The 16,146-nt window shown below is 69.7% G+C and carries 13 protein-coding genes; 6 read left to right on the top strand and 7 right to left on the bottom strand.

Features of this window, described 5'->3' with window-relative positions:
• The first annotated feature begins 352 nt into the window (after window positions 1-352).
• Window positions 353-1,216, top strand: a complete 864-nt coding sequence (locus HVO_RS00635) for an HFX_2341 family transcriptional regulator domain-containing protein (protein ID WP_004041025.1) — start codon at window positions 353-355, stop codon at window positions 1,214-1,216.
• Between the two features lie 98 nt (window positions 1,217-1,314).
• The gene (locus HVO_RS00640; RefSeq protein WP_004041024.1) at window positions 1,315-2,544 is read left to right on the top strand and encodes a PQQ-binding-like beta-propeller repeat protein; all 1,230 of its coding nucleotides are present in this window, start codon (window positions 1,315-1,317) and stop codon (window positions 2,542-2,544) included.
• 55 nt (window positions 2,545-2,599) lie between these two features.
• Here the strand turns inward: HVO_RS00640 and HVO_RS00645 are convergent, their stop codons facing one another.
• From HVO_RS00645 to HVO_RS00660, 4 genes are all read right to left on the bottom strand, one after another.
• Window positions 2,600-4,225 (bottom strand): hypothetical protein, encoded by a 1,626-nt coding sequence (locus tag HVO_RS00645; RefSeq protein ID WP_004041023.1) that lies wholly within the window; start codon window positions 4,223-4,225, stop codon window positions 2,600-2,602.
• Window positions 4,222-4,998, bottom strand: a complete 777-nt coding sequence (locus HVO_RS00650) for an ABC transporter ATP-binding protein (protein ID WP_004041022.1) — start codon at window positions 4,996-4,998, stop codon at window positions 4,222-4,224. Before HVO_RS00650 ends, HVO_RS00645 begins: the two co-directional genes overlap by 4 nt.
• 86 nt (window positions 4,999-5,084) lie before the next feature.
• Window positions 5,085-5,951 (bottom strand): DUF7847 domain-containing protein, encoded by an 867-nt coding sequence (locus HVO_RS00655; RefSeq protein WP_013034997.1) that lies wholly within the window; start codon window positions 5,949-5,951, stop codon window positions 5,085-5,087.
• 154 nt (window positions 5,952-6,105) lie between these two features.
• A complete protein-coding gene (locus HVO_RS00660; RefSeq protein WP_004041020.1) occupies window positions 6,106-6,924 on the bottom strand; it encodes an alpha/beta fold hydrolase in 819 nt (272 codons plus the stop codon).
• A gap of 132 nt (window positions 6,925-7,056) precedes the next feature.
• On the opposite strand from HVO_RS00660, the gene HVO_RS00665 reads away from it, so the two are divergent.
• Window positions 7,057-7,743 carry a helix-turn-helix domain-containing protein gene (locus tag HVO_RS00665; RefSeq protein WP_049914722.1) on the top strand — a complete coding sequence of 229 codons (687 nt, stop codon included), beginning with the start codon at window positions 7,057-7,059 and terminating at the stop codon, window positions 7,741-7,743.
• 74 nt (window positions 7,744-7,817) lie between these two features.
• On the opposite strand, the gene HVO_RS00670 is transcribed toward HVO_RS00665, so the two are convergent.
• Window positions 7,818-9,041 (bottom strand): outer membrane protein assembly factor BamB family protein, encoded by a 1,224-nt coding sequence (locus HVO_RS00670; RefSeq protein ID WP_013034980.1) that lies wholly within the window; start codon window positions 9,039-9,041, stop codon window positions 7,818-7,820.
• Window positions 9,038-10,327 carry an outer membrane protein assembly factor BamB family protein gene (locus HVO_RS00675; protein WP_004041017.1) on the bottom strand — a complete coding sequence of 430 codons (1,290 nt, stop codon included), beginning with the start codon at window positions 10,325-10,327 and terminating at the stop codon, window positions 9,038-9,040. Before HVO_RS00675 ends, HVO_RS00670 begins: the two co-directional genes overlap by 4 nt.
• A 127-nt stretch (window positions 10,328-10,454) precedes the next feature.
• Between HVO_RS00675 and HVO_RS00680 the strand changes: the two genes are divergently transcribed.
• From HVO_RS00680 to HVO_RS00690, 3 genes are all read left to right on the top strand, one after another.
• Window positions 10,455-11,375: an outer membrane protein assembly factor BamB family protein gene (locus HVO_RS00680; protein WP_004041016.1), complete on the top strand. Its 921-nt coding sequence runs from the start codon at window positions 10,455-10,457 to the stop codon at window positions 11,373-11,375.
• The gene (locus HVO_RS00685; protein WP_004041015.1) at window positions 11,365-12,621 is read left to right on the top strand and encodes an outer membrane protein assembly factor BamB family protein; all 1,257 of its coding nucleotides are present in this window, start codon (window positions 11,365-11,367) and stop codon (window positions 12,619-12,621) included. Before HVO_RS00680 ends, HVO_RS00685 begins: the two co-directional genes overlap by 11 nt.
• Window positions 12,622-12,714: 93 nt before the next feature.
• Window positions 12,715-13,749, top strand: a complete 1,035-nt coding sequence (locus HVO_RS00690) for a HEAT repeat domain-containing protein (RefSeq protein WP_004041014.1) — start codon at window positions 12,715-12,717, stop codon at window positions 13,747-13,749.
• Between the two features lie 92 nt (window positions 13,750-13,841).
• Here the strand turns inward: HVO_RS00690 and HVO_RS00695 are convergent, their stop codons facing one another.
• A complete protein-coding gene (locus HVO_RS00695) occupies window positions 13,842-15,647 on the bottom strand; it encodes a PAS domain S-box protein (protein WP_049914695.1) in 1,806 nt (601 codons plus the stop codon).
• Window positions 15,648-16,146 lie beyond the last annotated feature (499 nt).

Below are 16,146 nucleotides of genomic sequence, written 5' to 3' on the forward strand. Positions count from 1 at the left end.
GGCGAGGGCGTGTGTCGGCGGACTGGCCGACGCCCCGAGCGCACCGAACGAGGGTTCCGGGGGTTGTCCGCCGACGCGGGTTCCGCCGCGGAGACGCGACCGGGGACCGCTGGTCGCGCCGCCGTCGGCGGGTCGCAACCGCCGGTGCGTTGGAGGGCGCGGCCGGCGGCAACTATTCGTAGTCGACATCCCACATTGGCGGTTTCTCGGTTACTACCGTTACTTACGTGAGTAGCGTGAATAACGTGTATTCTCCGGAAGTTCGGGGTTACGGGCGTTCTCTCGTTCGCCTCCGGACGAATCACCCAATCGAATGACTTTCGACGCGGGGGGTCGTGGCCGAGAGTGACAGATGAAACGACACCTCCGCGTTCACATCGTCCCCCTGTGGCGCGAACACGACCGCATCGTCGGCCCCATCGAGGACGACCGACCGGACAAGGTCTACCTCCTCGAACACGAGGACTCCGCGGTCGAGCGCCCGACCTACCACGAGGCGGTCGTCGACCGCATCGCCGACGTAGTCGGTTCTCCGCCCGACGTCGAATACTTGGACCTCTTCGATATGTACGAGGTGATGGGCGCGGTTACGACCATCGCCGACTGGCACCCCGACGACTTCGTCCGCGTCAACGTCACCGCCGGCACCAAGCGCGCGGCCGTCGGCGCGACGATGGCCTGCATGGACGAACACACCGACGCCGAACCGTACGTCGTCGACCCCGAGGTCCGGCCGCACGGCCTCGACGCGCCGGTCACGGAGGGCTTCGCGCAGGCGTCGCTCCTGACGACCTACCAAATCGACTCGCCGTCTCCCGACCAGGTCGCCGCGCTCGCCATCATCGAGGCCCACGACACCGACGCCAAGCACGCGAAAAAGAAGACGCTCATCACCGAGGCGGCCCGCTACGGCCTCGAGTTCATGCGCGGCCGCGTCGACGGCGAGGCCGACGACTACGACCCCGTCACCGGCGACTACAACGTCCTCGACAACCGCGTCACCGCGACGCTCGAACATCAGGGCTACGTCACGGTCACCCAGCGCGGTACTCGCCGCTATCTCGAACTCACGGAGGAGGGGCGACAGACGCTCCGCGCGTTCCGCCACCGGGCCGAATCGGTCGTCTCGGACCTCGAAGCGCGGACCGACGACCCGTCCGAGAGCGTCGATTTCGCCCTCGACAACCCGGTCGACGCGCTCGTGGAGAATCGGTAGGGCGAGTTGCCCTCGCGGTTACTGCCTCCGCCGCTCCCCGGCCGCCCCGCCGCTTCGAGGGGAACTGTTAGTACGGTCGCGACACGAGCCAGATATGTATGCCCTCCAACATGCACACGCGCAGAGCCGTTCTCGCGGCCGGCGGGGCGACCGCTCTGGCGTCGCTCTCTGGCTGTGTCGGCCGCGCGCTCGGTGCCCTCGACCTTGAGCGAGACTATCGGCGCGACGCGCCCGTCGGCGACGTGACGGGCGCGTGGCCGACCGCCCAGCACGACTTCGCCAACACCGGTTACACGACCGACTCCGGCCCCTCGGCTGACGCGAGCGTCGAACGAATCGCGTCGGGCGACGCCGCGCTCGCCACGTCAGTCGCCCTCGCCGACGGGCGCGGCGTGCTCGGCCACAGCGACGGCGACGGCGAGGACGGCGTCTATCGCGCGCTCGACCTCGATTCCGAAACCGCCCCCGCCGAGTCCGACGACGCGTGGACTATCGATTACGCGCACGGCAAGTCCACGCCCACGCTCGCCGGCGACGCGATGTTCGTCTCGACCGCCGAGTTCGTCGCGGCTTACGACGCCCGGACCGGCGAGCGGTGCTGGCGGACGACCGAGGGCGGCTACGGGACCCCCGAAAACGCGCCGGTGCTCGCCGCGGAGACGCTCGTCGACGGCGGGAGCGCGCCCGTCTTCGGGCGAGACCCCGAGACTGGGGCGGAGCAATGGTGCTACGACGCCGGCGAGGCGTATCCCGGACTCGTCGCCCGCGACGGCGTCGTCTACACGCCAATCGGCGCTGACCACGAACAGACCGGCGTCGCCGCGCTCGATGCCGCCACCGGCGAGGAGCGATGGCGGCGCGAGGACCTCCCGCAGAGCGGCGTCCCGCTCGCGGTGGGCGGCTCTCACCTGTACTACAACGCCCACCGCGGGAACGTGTTCGCTCTCGCCCTCGAAGACGGGTCGACGCAGTGGCAGGCGTCGATTCCGCTCCCGGAGAACGGCAGTCCGCGGACCGCCGTCGCGGGCGACACGGTCCACGCCCAGACCTCGCGGGGGAGCCTCGCCGCGTTCGACGCCGCCGACGGCGCGACGAAGTGGACGCTGTCGCTCGATGCGGATACGTTCGCCCGACCGCCGGTCGTCGCCGGCGACACCCGCTTCGTGGGGAGCGACGACCGTCTCTACGCGGTTTCGGCGGCGTCCGGTGAGAACCTGTGGTCGACGGCGCTCGACGCCCGACCGTCGGGCGGCCTGTCGGTCCGCGGGTCTGAACTCTACTTCGCCGGGATGGGTCGGAACCCCGGCGTGTTCCGCGTGGCGGACTGACGCCCACTCGTCGCCGCCGATTGCGTTTCGCGCCGACCGACGATGCCACCTCCCGTCAGTCGAACGTGTACGTCCGGTATCGTCGAATCGCGTAGCGGTACGAGCCGTAGGAGACGCCGACGGTCACCAGAAGGTACAGCCCGACTCCGGCGGCGAGAAGCGGCGTCGGAGCGAGGTGCCCGGTGACGCCGAACCACGTCGCGACGAGGCCGATGACGGTTCCGGGGCCGACGACGAACATGAACGCCATCAGCACGAGCGTCGAGGGGACGACCGTGGTCGCACCCCAGAACTCGCGTTCCTCGTATATCGGGTAGGCCGCGCCGATGCCGACCGAGAAGGTCGCGGCGGCGAGGCACATGCACACGCCGACGAGCGCGAAGCCGACCGCGGACAGCGGCGACGTACCGAGGGCGACGGTCACCAGCGGGAGCGCCGCCGCGACCGGAGCGCCGAGAAGCACACCGGCGAGGACGCGTCCGCGGACCAGCGTTCGCGGCGCGGTGGCGGTCAACAGCAACATCGGGAACTGCGGGCGGTCGTCGCCGACGGGGTTGAGGCCGAACGTCGCGCCCGCGAGATAGGTTCCGAGGCCGGCCCCGCTCGCGGCGAGTATCGGTCCGAGGCCGTCGGCCGAGGACTGGACGATGGTCGTCCCGAGCGGGCCGAGGAAGAACACCAGCATGACGAGGTGCGTGAACTGCTGGGGGTGGCGGACGCCGCGGACGAGCAGGCCCCACGCGACGTTGCCGCCGTTCGTCCCAGCGAGCGGCTTCGGCGTCGAGAAGCCGCCGGCAGACTCGTCAGCCTTCGCGCTCGCCGCCGAGCCTCGGTCGCCCCCGGGCGCGCGGTCGGTGAACCAGAGCGCGCTCGCCTGCCGGGTGGCGACGACGAGGCCGAGAGGCGTGAGCGCGGCGATGGCTGCGAAGGTGGCGACGGCGGCCGCCGAGAACGGTCGGGCGAGCGGGGTGCCGACGAATGCGAGCGCGAGGTAGTCGGTGAGCGGACCGAACGTCAGCGTCGCCGCCAGCGTGTCAACCGGAAGCGACCCATCGCCCAGCAACCGGCCGAACGCCTGCGAGACGAGGACGAACGCGGCCATCGCGACGAAGCCGACGACCTTGAGAACGCGCCGGACGCCGGGCAGACGCTTGAAGCCGCGGAGCACGGCAACGCCGGCGGCGTAGCCCCAGACGGTCGTACAGCACGCGAGCGGGACGACGACGACAGTCGTCGTGAGCAGCAGCGACGGCGCGCCGAGCCCGGCCGTGAACGTCGCGGCGACGACCGCAATCGGGAGTCCGAACCAGAGGGCGATTCGGGCGATTTCGGCCGTGATGAGTCCGATGACGACGGCCCGCGGGTGGACCGTGGTCAGCACGAGCGACTCGTGTTCGACGCGGCCGATTCGTTCGAGCGTTCGGAACGTCGCGAGGAGCGTGAGCACCACGGGCACCGCGGTGGCGACGAGGCCGAAGAGGGGAATCTCGGTCACGGACTGCGCGCTCCGACCGGCGACGTAGACGGCCGGGAGCGAAAACAGGAGGCTGCCCCCGAAGAACAACAGGAGCAACAAGAGGCCGACGACTCGGCGCGTCTCGGAGGTGTACCCCCGGATACTCCGAACGAACTCGGCGCGCCCGATTCGGAGGCCGCGGCGAACGTCTCGTCGGAGGCTCATTCGTCGGTGGCACCCGACAGCTGCGGTTCGTCGCTCGTGACCGCGAGGAACGCGTCTTCGAGCGAGCCTTCGCCGCCCGTCTGGGCGCGCGATTTCACCTCGTCGGGCGTCCCCTCGGCGACGACGCGGCCGTCGAACAGGACGCCGACCTCGTCGGCGACGGCCTCGACCACGGGCAGGATGTGCGTCGAGAGGAAGACGGTCGCCCCCGAGTCGGCCACGTCGCCGATGGAGGTCCGAATCTGCCGCGCTGCGCGGGGGTCGAGTCCCGAGGTCGGCTCGTCGAGAAACAGCACGTCCGGGTCGTGGAGCACGCTCTGGATGAACGCGGTCTTCTGTTTCATCCCCTTGGAGTACGTGCCGATGCGCTTGTTCGCGTCGCCGACGAGGTCGAACTGGTCGAGGAGGTCGTCGATGCGCGCCTCGGCGGTCTCCGACGAGATGTCGCGGAGGTCAGCGACGTAGTCGAGCTGCTCGCGGGCGCTGAACTCGTCGTACAGCGGCGGCGTCTCCGGGAGGTAGCCGACGTGCGGCGCGAGTTTCCCGCGGTCGCTCGCGTCGAGGCCGCAGATGCGGACCGACCCCGAGGTGGGCTGTGACAGCCCCGTCAGGATGCGCATCGTCGTCGTCTTCCCCGCGCCGTTCGGCCCGAGAAAGCCGTACACCGTTCCGCTCGGAATCGACAGCGAGACGCCGTCGAGCGCGACCTCGGAGCCGTAGGCCTTCCTGAGGTCGGTCGCTTCGACCGCGGCGTCCGCGTTCGTGGAGGGCATGGGACGAGCCTCGATTCACTCTCCGGACGCGTAATGGTTGCGGCTTGACACACGGGCAACAGAAACGCGTCGATTCGCCCGCCGTCTCAGGGAGTCGTCGTCTCGGGGTTCGTCGGGCGAATCGACCGGTAGAACGCGGTCGAGTACGCGGCGAAGAAGCCGCCGATGAGGCCGCTGACGAGCACGAGTCCGACCGCGACGGCGACCATGCCGACGACGCCGATTGCCGGGAGGCTCGAAAACGCCGACGCGGCGGGCGCACCGCTTCCCGGGCCGGCCACCGCGGTCCCCTGATGCCGGAGCGACGGGGTGAGGAGGAGCGAGGCCACGCCGCCGAACACGCCGGCGACGAGGCCGCCGAGGCCGACGATGACCGAGTAGCCGAAGACCGATACGAGGTTGTTTCTGACGCAGGCGACGCTCCGCTTGACGCCGTCGACCGCGCCGAGGTCGTCGATGACGATGGCGTGGCCGAAGAACTGCACGACGAACGCCACGGCGAGGTAGGTGAGCACGACGGCGAGGACGACGATGGCCAGAATCGCGAGCCCGACCGTGCCCAACTCGATTCCGCTCCCGAGGACGGCGAGGCCGACGAACACCGCGGCGAAGCCGCCGACGAACGACAACACGAGGTTGACGACGAGCAGGCTGAAGTAGACGACGAGCAGCGAGACGTAGTGCGACTTCCCCTCGCTGACGAGCGTGCCGAGCGAGGTGCGACCGTCGATAGCTTCGTTGGCCATGCCGAGGACCCCGCCGAGGAAAAACGGGATGACGAATACCGTGACCCCGCTGAAGACCAGCGAGACGATGCCGCCGACGAGCGGGCCGACCGCCTGTGCGAACAGCGACGGGAGTTGGACGAGGCTGAACGCCATGGCGACGACGAACAGTATCGGGTTCCGTCTGAGAGAGCCGGCGGCTGTGCCGATGGATTGGAGGGCTGCCATACCGCCCACGTCGCGGTACCGCACAAAGAATGTTGGGTTGACAGGTCGTCCCTCCCGTCCCCGGTCTCCGACCCACAACTCGGTCGTTGACGAACGGGAGGCGGCCCGTGTTGCCGAGACCGCGATTACGCGTGTACCCGTGTAATCGGCGCTTTCACGGGAGACCGGCTCGGTCACGAAGGAACGCGTCGACCGCGGCCGCGACCCGCTCGGGGTCGTCGCCGGGGCCGCCGTGGCCGAGCGCGTCGAACTCGACGAACCGACTGGTCGGGAGGGCGTCGTGGACGTTTCGGGCGCTCTCGCGGAGGAAGTCGGGACCGTCGGTGCCGGCCAAGACCACGGCCGGCGCGTCCACGTCCAAGCGGGCCGGAAGCCGGTACTGCTCGACCGCGCGGTTCATCCGGACGACCTCCTCGGCGAGGGCGACGCAGTCGGGCCAGACGGGCCATTCGTCGAGCCACGCGTCGAGGTCGTCGATGCCGTCGGGGTGGAGCACCTGCTCGACGTAGCGTTTGACCGCCTCGCGCCGCTGTCCCGCCTCCACGAGCGCGGCCATGCGCTCCGAGAGGTTCGCCTCGGTTCGGTTCGCTTCCGGGAGTACCGCCGGTTCGTAGGCGGCGACGGCGGCCACCCGCGCGTCGGTCGCCGCTTCGAGGGCGGTGAGCGCGCCGTAGGAGTGACCGAACAGCACCGGGTCGCGCCCGGTCGCCGCGCGAATCCCGTCGACGAGTTCGCGGACGCACTCGACCTCGCGCTCCAGCACCGCCTCGGCGGGCGTCGTCTCGGCGTCGTCCAGACAGGTGCCGAACCCGGGTCGCTCCGGGACGACGACCTCGTAGTCCCCGAGGTGCGGGACGACCGGGTCCCAGAACGCCGGCGGTGCCATCCCGCCGTGACAGCACAGAAGCGGCGTGTCGTCTCCGAATCGTTCGTCGGACGGTTCGGCTCCGGGTTCGAATCGAATCGGTTGCATCGCACCCTCGCTTGTCGCCGGCGTCGGCTAAGTCGCACTCTCAGCCGTGCGGCCGTTTACATGGGGGCCGAAGACGGAGACCGCCTCGGCCGCTTCGACACGCCCATGACCGACCGCCGAGAGAGCGGACGTATGGGGCTCATCGCCGAGTTCGACATCGACTGCGACGCGCTCCCGCTGACCGGGGTCGCGGCGGCGGTTCCGGAGGCGACGCTCGCGCTGGAACTCCAGTACAACCACGGCGAGCGGCCGATGTTCATCGTGACGGCCACCGGTGGAGAGACGCGGGCGCTCGAAGGCGCCATGGACGACGCCTTCGACGTGGCCGACTGGACGCGAATCGGTGAGTCGGGCGAGACGCGCCGGTATCAGGCTGCCCCGGCGCGGAGCTTCGAAGAACAGCTCGGAGACAGCCTCGACGACCTCGCCGGACTGGAGGCCCTCGCCACCGCCGACGCCATCATCGAGCGCATCGAGGTCCGGCCGGCGGGCTGGCGGCAGACCGGCTGGTTCGCAGACCGCGACGAATTCGGGCGATTCGCGTCGTTCTGGCGGCGGAGCGCCGGTTTCGAACTCCGACGACTCGCCCGCGACGGCGACCCCGAACCGCCGGGCGAGGGACTCACCGACCGACAGAACGAGGCGCTCCGGACGGCGTACGAACTGGGCTACTTCGACATCCCCCGCGGGGCCACCCTGCGGGAGGTCGCCGACGAACTCGGCATCACCGCGTCCTCGGCCTCCGAGCGACTCCGGCGGGCGCAGACCCGGCTCATCGCCGAGACGGTGGCGACGACGTGGCCGCCGCTTCCGAACTGACGAACCGCGGAACGGACCGCCCGGCTACCCGCCCGCCCACCCAACCGGCCGAGTCGCGTCCGGCGACGAACGCCCTAACTCAGCCGAACGACGGCGCTCCGGCCGGCGAAGTAGACGCCGCCCCCGGCGACGCTCGGTCCGATGTCGAAGCGTTGGCGCTCGTCTCCGGCCAATTCCTGTCGCGTATTCCCGGTGGCGGCGTCGAGGACGGTCATCGCGCCGCCGCTGTCATCCCGCGTCCGGACGAACACCGTTCCCGCGCCGACGGCGATACCGCTCGCGTAGCCCCCGGCGTAGTTCCGGTTGTCCCAACAGCGGGTCCCGTCAGCCAGCGCGAGCGTGACCAGTCGGTCGTCGGCCGCGACGTACACCCGACTGCCGTCGGTCGCGATGGTCTCGGGCTGCCTCGGTCGGCGTTCGCCCCCTGCCCGCCGCGGTTCGAGCCGGTAGCGCCAGCGCTCCTCGCCGGTCTCGGCGTCGAATCCGAGCACCGTTCCCGCCCCGGTCCCGACGAGGACGGTCCCCTCGACGACCGAGACGTTACAGTCGATTCGGGCGCTCGTCTTCGCGCGCCAGCGCTCCGTCCCGTCGGCCGTATCCAGCGCCCGGACGTAGGTGTCGTCGCCGGCGGCGTAGACCGTGTCGCCGTCGACCGCGGGCGTCGAGTCGGAGGGGAACCCGGTCGCGGCCCGCCAGCGAGTCTCGCCGGTCGAGAGTGCCAGCGCGTGCGTCGCCACGCCCGACTGGACGTAGACGGTGTCGCCCGCGACGATAGGGCTCGCGCCGAAGATGCCGCCGTCGAGGTCTTCTCGCTTCCAGCGCCGGTCGCCCGTCGCCGCGTCGAACGCGTGGGTCGCGGCGTTGGTCACGACGACGAGCGTCCCGCCGCCGACTGCGGGCGCGGGTTCGGGGTCGGTGAGCGGTCTGGTCCACATCCGCTCGCCGGTCTCGGCGTCGACCGCGGAGAGTTCGTCGTCCATGTCGTGGACGTAGACGGTGCCGTCGGCGACGACCGGGACGTGGTGGCCGACGTAGGTCTCGACGGGCACCGTCCAGTCTATCGCGAGGTCGCCCTCGGGGACGGCCTCGGCCGCGACGGCTCCGGTGTTCGTCGCCGGACCCAGCACGCCGCGCCAGTCCGTCGTCGCCGGTTCGACGGGGTCGTACTCGGGGCACTCTCCGTTCGTCGGGTTGTGCTCCGACCGCGTTCCGAGACAGCCCGTTGCGCCGATGGCGGCGGTCGCCCCGAGACTCGCCAAGAGCCGTCGTCGGGTCGGTCGCTTGCCCGCGTCGGTCATGCGACCTTCACCACCCCGCGGTGCGCGTGGGTCAGATACATCGCGTCCCCGGTGACGACCGGCGACGCCACCGGTCGGCCGTAGTACGGCTCGGCGAAGTAGTTCCCGCTCCGGAGCCACTCGTCGGCGTCGCCGCCCCACTGCCGCGTCCCGTCGGCGGCGGAGACCGCTCCGGTTCGGATGTAGACCCGCCCGTCGGCGACGGGCGGACGAGCGAGATACGGGAGCGCCGTCGGGTCGCGGCCGTGGCTCGGCGGCGCTTCGTTCACCACGCGCCACCGTTCGACGCCCTCGCTCCGCGAGAGCGCGTAGAGGTTCTTCGCGCCGACGTAGACTCGTTCGTCGTCGACCGTCGGCGGGCCTGCCGCCGCCGAGCCGGTCACGAACTGCCACCGCTGCTCGCCGGTGTCGGGGTCCAGCGCGTAGACGGTTCCGCCGACGGTCGCGTACAGCGCGTCGTCGGTGACGGCGAGGCCGTTGGGTGACCGGCCGTACCGCCCGTCGAGCACCGTCCGCCAGCGCCGCCCGCCGCCGTGGTCGTAGCCGAGAACGACGACCGCCTCGCGCTCCCGGTCGAACGGCGTGAAGGCGGCGTAGACGCCGCGGTCGTCGGCGACGGGCATCGTGGTTTCGACCGGTTCGTCCGGACCGAGGAGGCGCTCTGCCGGCCCCGGTCGGTCGGCGGTCCACAGCCGGCTCCCGTCGCTTCCGACGGCGTGCAGGCGACCGCTCCCGCTTTCGACGTACAGCCGGTCCCCGTACGCCGTCGGCGTACCGAGTCGGCCGCCGAGGTCCGCGGTCCATTCGTTCCCCCCGTCGCTCCCGACGGCGTGGAGCGCGCCGTCGTACCCGCCGATGACGACGGTTCCTGAGTCGTCGTCGACGACCGCGGGGCCGCCGCCGAGGCCGTCCGCGAAGCCTTCGACCCACCGGACCGACCCGGACGCGGCGTCGATTGCGGCCAGCGGGCTCACGAAGTCGTCCGGCCTGTAATAGTGGGTGGCGACCCCAGTGACGTAGACCGTGCCGTCAGCGACGACCGGCGGGGACAGCGCGCCGTAGAGCGGTGGGTCGGCGGAACTCCGCGAGACGCTCCACGAGACGGTTCCTTCGGTCGGGCCGTCGGGGGCGCGACCCGTCGCCTGCGGGTCGTAGCCGGCGGTCGGCCACGCCGTCGTCGGCGCGTCGAACGTCGCGTCCGGGGCCGGCGACGAACCGCCGCAGCCAGCGACCCCGCTCACGAGCGCGGCTCCGCCCGCGGCCAGTACCTCTCGTCTGGAGAGCATACGCCCGCCGTCTCGGCGCGGAATAAAAACCTTCGTGGCTCCCCGCTCGGAGACCCGCCGACCGCGGCCGGTCGCGCCGCCGTCGGAACCAACAGGAGTATTATCAATCGGCACACACGTCCCCGCGATGCCCTCCTATTCGAGACGCGACGCGCTGAAGACGATTCCGGCGCTCGCCGCCGGTCTCGCCGGCTGTGCGAGCCTCACGGGCCGCGACGACTCGCTTCCGATGCCGACCGCGTGGACGGCGGACGTGCGGACTCCGACCCGCGCCGTTCGGCCGCCGTCCGGCCCCCTGCTCGTCGGGACTGAGAGCCAGTTTCGTGACGACCCGATGGTGTCCGCGCTCGACCCCGCGACCGGCGAGGAGCGCTGGGCGGTGACCGGTGGCAAAGGCCGCCGGTCGCCCCTCGGCTTCGACGACCGCCACGCCTACCTGTTTTCGAGGGCGGAGCGGGCCACGGCGGTCGACTACGAGGCGGGCGAGCGAGCGTGGTCCACCGAACTGACGGGCGTCGATAGAGCCGACCCGGGCGTCGTTCAGTACCCGCCGGCCGTCGCCGGCGACACCGTCTTCGTCGGGAGCGCGACCGAGGAACTGCTGGCGCTCGACGCGGCGACCGGCGAGGTTCGGTGGCGCGCGCCGCTCCAAAACACCGTGTTCTCTCGGCCGCTCGTCGCCGACGGCCGCGTGTACGTCGGCGGCGCGGACTACTTCCTGTACGCCTTCGACGCCGCGTCCGGCACCCGACTGTGGCGGGACGAGCTCGCCGCCCCCGTGACCCGTGGGCCGACCCGCGTCGACGACCGACTGGTGACCGTCGTGGGGTCGGACATTCTCGTCCGGGGGCACAGCGGGACCGTCCCGTTCGACCCGACCGCGCTGTACGTCCACGCGACCGACGGGACGCTCGTCGACGAACAGCTGTTCGAGCGAACTCCCGATGGCGGCAGAGTGAACTGGGCTGTCGCCGTGGGCGGTGGCGTCTACGTCGGACAGGAATGGCAACTCGCTCGCCTCGCCCCGGAGGTGCTCGATGCCGAGTGAGCCGCCGGAACGGTCGGGTTCGGCCGGGAATCGGAACCGACACGTCTCCCGCCGCGCGGTGCTCGGCGGGCTCGCGGCCGTCGGTTCGCTCGCGGTCGCCGGCTGCGGTTCGATTCCCGGACTCGGCGGGAGACGGCCCGTCTGGCGACGCGACATCGACGGTGCGTACATGGCCGGTCCGCCCGCCACCACCGACGAACTGGTTCTCGTCGGGATGCAGGACAAGGCGCTGTACGGCCTGCGGCGCGAAGACGGGTCGACCGCCGTCCGGTTCGAAACGGGCGGCCCGATAGAGACGCGACCCGTCACCCCTTCGTCCGGCGGTCCGTACCACGTCCACAGCACCGACGGCGACCTCTACGCCGTCGATGCGGCGGGCGACGAACTGTGGCGCGACGAGGGCACGGCGCGCCGGGCGCGACTCGTCCGCACCGACTCGCTCGTCGCTGAACTCGACTTCGCGCCCCCCGAGAACACGCTCACGGGCTACGACCCCCAGACCGGTGACCGACGCTTCGACCGGGCTGTTTCCTCGCACTCCCTCAACGGCGTCACCGACGACTCGCTCGTGGTTCCCGTGCCGGTGGGCGGGAGCGACTCGCGCGTCGTCTCGCTTTCGCCGGCGGACGGGAGCGTCCGGTGGCGAACTGAGCCCCGACGGTGGTATTCCAACGTGGTCGCGGACTCTCGACTCGTCGTCGCCGCGAGAGACGGGACGCTGGCAGCCTACGAGCCGTCAGACGGGAGCGCTCGGTGGCGCGTCCCCATCGGCGACGTGGGACGGACGATGGTGCTCGGGTCGCAGGCGTACCTCGCCCGCGACCGGGAAGACGGGCGGCAGGAACTGCTCGCGTTCGACCGCGAGACCGGCGAGAAACGGTGGGCGAACCCCACCGGCTACCAGATTCGAGCGGTCGAGGCCACGGACGACGCGGTGTTCGTCGGGACCCGCGTCGACGACCCCGACGGCGGGGTTCTCGGCCAAATCGACTGCTTCGGCCTCGACGGGACGCGGCGGTGGCAGACCGTGACCGGACTCCCGTCCGTCGACTCACTCGGCGTCACTGACTCTCGTGTCGTCGCCGTCTGGGACCGCGGCTTCGAGGTGCTGGCCCGAGACACCGGCGCGTCGCGGTGGTCGTACGAACCGGAATCGGCCAGTCGGCTCTCGTTCCGCGTCGAGTCGGCGTCGGTGTTTGTCTCGTACGTGGACGACGGCGAAGCCGCGCGGTTCCCGCTGGACTGACTCCGCGTCCCCGAGTCTCCGATTCGACGACGCGCTCCCCACCAACTTATTGCTGTGCCGAGGGGATACCCCGTCAACGAGGGACACGAACCGATGGACGACACACGCCGCGCGTCTCCGCTGGAGCGCCTCGTCGAAGCGGCCGAAACCCGAACTGACGATGAGGTGAGCGACTCTCTCGGGGAACTCCTGACGGCGTCGCCGGAAGACCGAAAGCGGGCGCTCCGCGAACTTCGAGACCTCGCGAACGACAGGCCGACCGCGTTCGAGTCGTTTATGCCTGCGGTCACGCCGTTTCTCACCGACGACGAGCGCGCCGTTCGACTGCTGACCGCGAAGGCGCTCGTCGCGGTCGCGGAGGCCGACTCCGACGCGGTCGCGCCCGCGGTTTCGGCGCTCGCCGAGCGCCTCGCCGACGAAGACGAGTTCTACTACGTCCGCGCGCGGTCGGCCGAGGCGCTGGGCTACGTCGCGCTCGACCACCCCGACGCGGTCGCCTCGCCGGCGGTGCTCGCGGACCTCCGCGTCGGCCTCTCGTTCGACGAACCCGAGGTGAAACAGAAGCTGGCGAAGGCGCTCGAATGCGTCGCGCTCGGCGACCCCGGGCGGCTTCGCCACCGCGTCTCGGCGCTCGCCGAACATCTCGACGACGGGGACGAACTCGTCCGGTACCATCTCTGTACGGCGATTGCGGGCGTCGGCTGCGATTCGCCCGACTCGCTCGCGGCGGTTCGCGGGGCGCTCTCTGCTCGGCTCGTCGACGAGAACGCCTTCGTCCGGGGCCGCGCCGCCGAGGCGCTCGGGCTGTTGGCCGGTGAGCGCGGCGACCGCCGTGACCACGGTGAATCGGTGGCGGTTCCGGACTCGGCGCTCGGTGCGGAGTCCGACGAGGCGGCCGCGTTCGTCGCCGAACGAGTCGGGTTTCTTCGGGCGTCGATGGAGGGCGATACCGCGGCTGCGGCGTCGACGGTCGAGGGCGTCGGCACGCTCGCCGGCGTTCGACGCACGACCGCGGACGCAGTCACCGAGATAACGTCGCCCGACGCAGAGGGTGTCTGTCCCCACTGCGGTATCGACCTCGCCGAGGGCGCGCCGCCGATGTGTCCGAGCTGCGGCGCTCCGTACTGAACTCCGCGTCCGGCGTGACCGACGAGCGGTCGTCCGTCACGGCCGTGCCGACCGAAACTCGCTCCCGCGCCTCGGACGACAGCCGCCGCCGTTCACCTGTCGGCCGCAGCGAACGTGACGCCCGTAATCTCGAACCGCGCGCCACCACCGTCTGACTCGGTGACGCTGACCGTCCAGCCGTGGGCCTCCGCGACCTGCTTCACGATAGCGAGCCCGAACCCGGTTCCCGTCCGTGACGTCGTCTGTCCGGCTTGGAAGACGCTGTCGCGTCGGTCGGCCGCGATGCCGACCCCGTCGTCCTCGACGTAGAACCCGTCGGGGAGTTCGCCGACCGTGACCACCACGCCGTCGCCACCGTGTTCGATGCTGTTTCTGACGAGGTTCTCGATGAGCTGTTGGAGCCGACTCCGGTCGGCGACGACCGTCGCCGTCAGGTCGGTTTGGAGTTCGGCGTCACCCGTTTCGATGGTCTCCCAGCAGTCGGTGACGAGCGTCCCCAGCGACACCGGTTCTCGTTCACCGACGTTGTCGCCTTTCCGGGCGAGCGTGAGCAGGTCGTCGATGAGGTCGTCGATACGGGCCAGCGCTCGAGCGGCAGTCGCGAGCTGGTCGCTCTCGTGGTCTTCACGAGCCAGTTCCACGTTCCCCGCGGCGACGTTCAGCGGGTTTCTGAGGTCGTGGCTGACGACGCTCGCAAACTCGCTCAGTCGCTCGTTTTGGCGCTGAAGCTGCTGTTCTCGCTCGCGTTGCTCGGTCGTGTCGCGATACATCCAGAGATGGCCGGTCCCGTCGGGGAGTTCGATCGGTTCGTAGCTTCGGTTGAGCGTCCGACCGTTCGTCAGGGCGACTGACTCGTTGTGGACCGACTCTGTCCCGGCGATTAGTTCGTCGACGCGCTCGACGAAGCCCTCCGAATCGACCACGAGTTCGCTGGTCTTCCGTGCCAACTCTCGGCAGTCAGCGCCGATGAGTTCCGTCGACGGTTCCGAGATGCCGAACAGTTCGAGCAGTCGGTCGTTAATCGCGAGGACGGTCCGGTCGCTGTTCTCGGCGAGGACGCCGACCGGGAGCGACCGGATGAGCGTCGAGAGCAGCGCGTTGGTTCGTTCGAGTTCGTTCTCGCGGCGGACGCGTTCGGTCACGTCTTGGAACAGCGAGATGATGCCGACGACCTCGCCGTCGTCGTCGGTGATGACTCGATTGTGCCACTCACAGCGGATGTGTTCGCCGTCTTTCCGGACGTTCTCGTCGATGCTGTGGTAGCCGCCCTCCGCGACCGCGAGCTGGTCCGTGACGGCGTCGACGTTGTCGTAGCTGTCGTCCGCGACGATGACCTCCCAACTGTGGCCGCGGAGTTCTTCCTCAGTGTAGCCCAGAATCTCCTCGCCGCGCTCGTTGAGCCCGATGATCTGGAAGTCGCTGTCGTATTCGAGGACGCCGAGCGGTGACTGTTCGATGAACAACGAGAGGCGCTGTTCGCTCGCTTCGAGCGCGCGTTGCGAGCGGTGCCGCTCGACTGCGTTTTCGATACGGTTCGCGAGCACGGTGTACTGGCTGGTTCCCTGTTCTTTCTGGAGATAGTCGGTGACGCCCGCGGAGATGGCATCGCTGGCGACCTCCTCGCTTCCTTCGCCGGTAAAGAGAATAAACGGGAGGTCGGGTGCGTCCTCGCGGAGGGCTTCGAGAAAGTCTAACCCGTCGCGCTCGGGCATGTCGTAGTCCGATACGACACAATCGAACGTCGAATCCCCCGCGCGATTGAGTCCCTCGGCGACGGACGTGGCCGTCTCGACGCGAAACCGGTCGCATTCCCGTTCGAGGAACGCCGCCGTCAGTTCGGTGAAATCCTCGTCGTCGTCGACGTACAAGACGACCACTTCGTCCACTAGCTCGCTCATGTCTATCCCGCTTAGACGTGTGCTGAGAAGGTACTTAACGATAGTCGCAGTTTGAGGACCGAGCAGGTCGTTGAGTCACGTTGGGCTCACATTCACCGACCTGCTCGACGAGTGCTTTCTGGTGAATTTCGAAGCGACGTGAACGCGTGAACCGGGTCGCGTTTGCGGACGGCTGTTCTCTGCGAAAACGAATACGCTAAGCCAGTCGCCCCCGGTGGTTGCTTTGACGTTCCTGAATATCTGACTGGCCTAACGTTCGGAACTGTTTTGTATGTTTAGGCTGGCCTAAATAATATGGTGGACGATTCCGAAAACAGCAAGACACTGACACGGCGTGGCTGTCTGAAGTACGGCGGAACAATCGCGGGAAGCGGGCTCCTTGCAGGCTGTTCTGGTACTTCCGAGCCAAGCAGTTCGTCTCCGAAGTCGCGTACGTCATCGACGCAGACGGCTGTTTCGGAGACGGTCTCGGAGACGGATACGGCGACCGGGTCAGATG

It is taken from the genome of Haloferax volcanii DS2, assembly GCF_000025685.1.
In the GTDB taxonomy this organism is placed as follows: domain Archaea; phylum Halobacteriota; class Halobacteria; order Halobacteriales; family Haloferacaceae; genus Haloferax; species Haloferax volcanii.

Excerpts from the sequence above, each read along its gene's own strand:
- HVO_RS00660 (WP_004041020.1), bottom strand. The coding sequence starts at position 6,924 with ATGCAACCGATTCGATTCGAACCCGGAGCCGAACCGTCCGACGAACGA.
- HVO_RS00650 (WP_004041022.1), bottom strand. The coding sequence starts at position 4,998 with ATGCCCTCCACGAACGCGGACGCCGCGGTCGAAGCGACCGACCTCAGG.
- HVO_RS00695 (WP_049914695.1), bottom strand. The coding sequence starts at position 15,647 with ATGAGCGAGCTAGTGGACGAAGTGGTCGTCTTGTACGTCGACGACGAC.
- HVO_RS00670 (WP_013034980.1), bottom strand. The coding sequence starts at position 9,041 with ATGACCGACGCGGGCAAGCGACCGACCCGACGACGGCTCTTGGCGAGT.
- HVO_RS00690 (WP_004041014.1), top strand. The coding sequence starts at position 12,715 with ATGGACGACACACGCCGCGCGTCTCCGCTGGAGCGCCTCGTCGAAGCG.
- HVO_RS00655 (WP_013034997.1), bottom strand. The coding sequence starts at position 5,951 with ATGGCAGCCCTCCAATCCATCGGCACAGCCGCCGGCTCTCTCAGACGG.
- HVO_RS00665 (WP_049914722.1), top strand. The coding sequence starts at position 7,057 with ATGGGGCTCATCGCCGAGTTCGACATCGACTGCGACGCGCTCCCGCTG.
- HVO_RS00680 (WP_004041016.1), top strand. The coding sequence starts at position 10,455 with ATGCCCTCCTATTCGAGACGCGACGCGCTGAAGACGATTCCGGCGCTC.
- HVO_RS00640 (WP_004041024.1), top strand. The coding sequence starts at position 1,315 with ATGCCCTCCAACATGCACACGCGCAGAGCCGTTCTCGCGGCCGGCGGG.
- HVO_RS00645 (WP_004041023.1), bottom strand. The coding sequence starts at position 4,225 with ATGAGCCTCCGACGAGACGTTCGCCGCGGCCTCCGAATCGGGCGCGCC.
- HVO_RS00635 (WP_004041025.1), top strand. The coding sequence starts at position 353 with ATGAAACGACACCTCCGCGTTCACATCGTCCCCCTGTGGCGCGAACAC.
- HVO_RS00675 (WP_004041017.1), bottom strand. The coding sequence starts at position 10,327 with ATGCTCTCCAGACGAGAGGTACTGGCCGCGGGCGGAGCCGCGCTCGTG.
- HVO_RS00685 (WP_004041015.1), top strand. The coding sequence starts at position 11,365 with ATGCCGAGTGAGCCGCCGGAACGGTCGGGTTCGGCCGGGAATCGGAAC.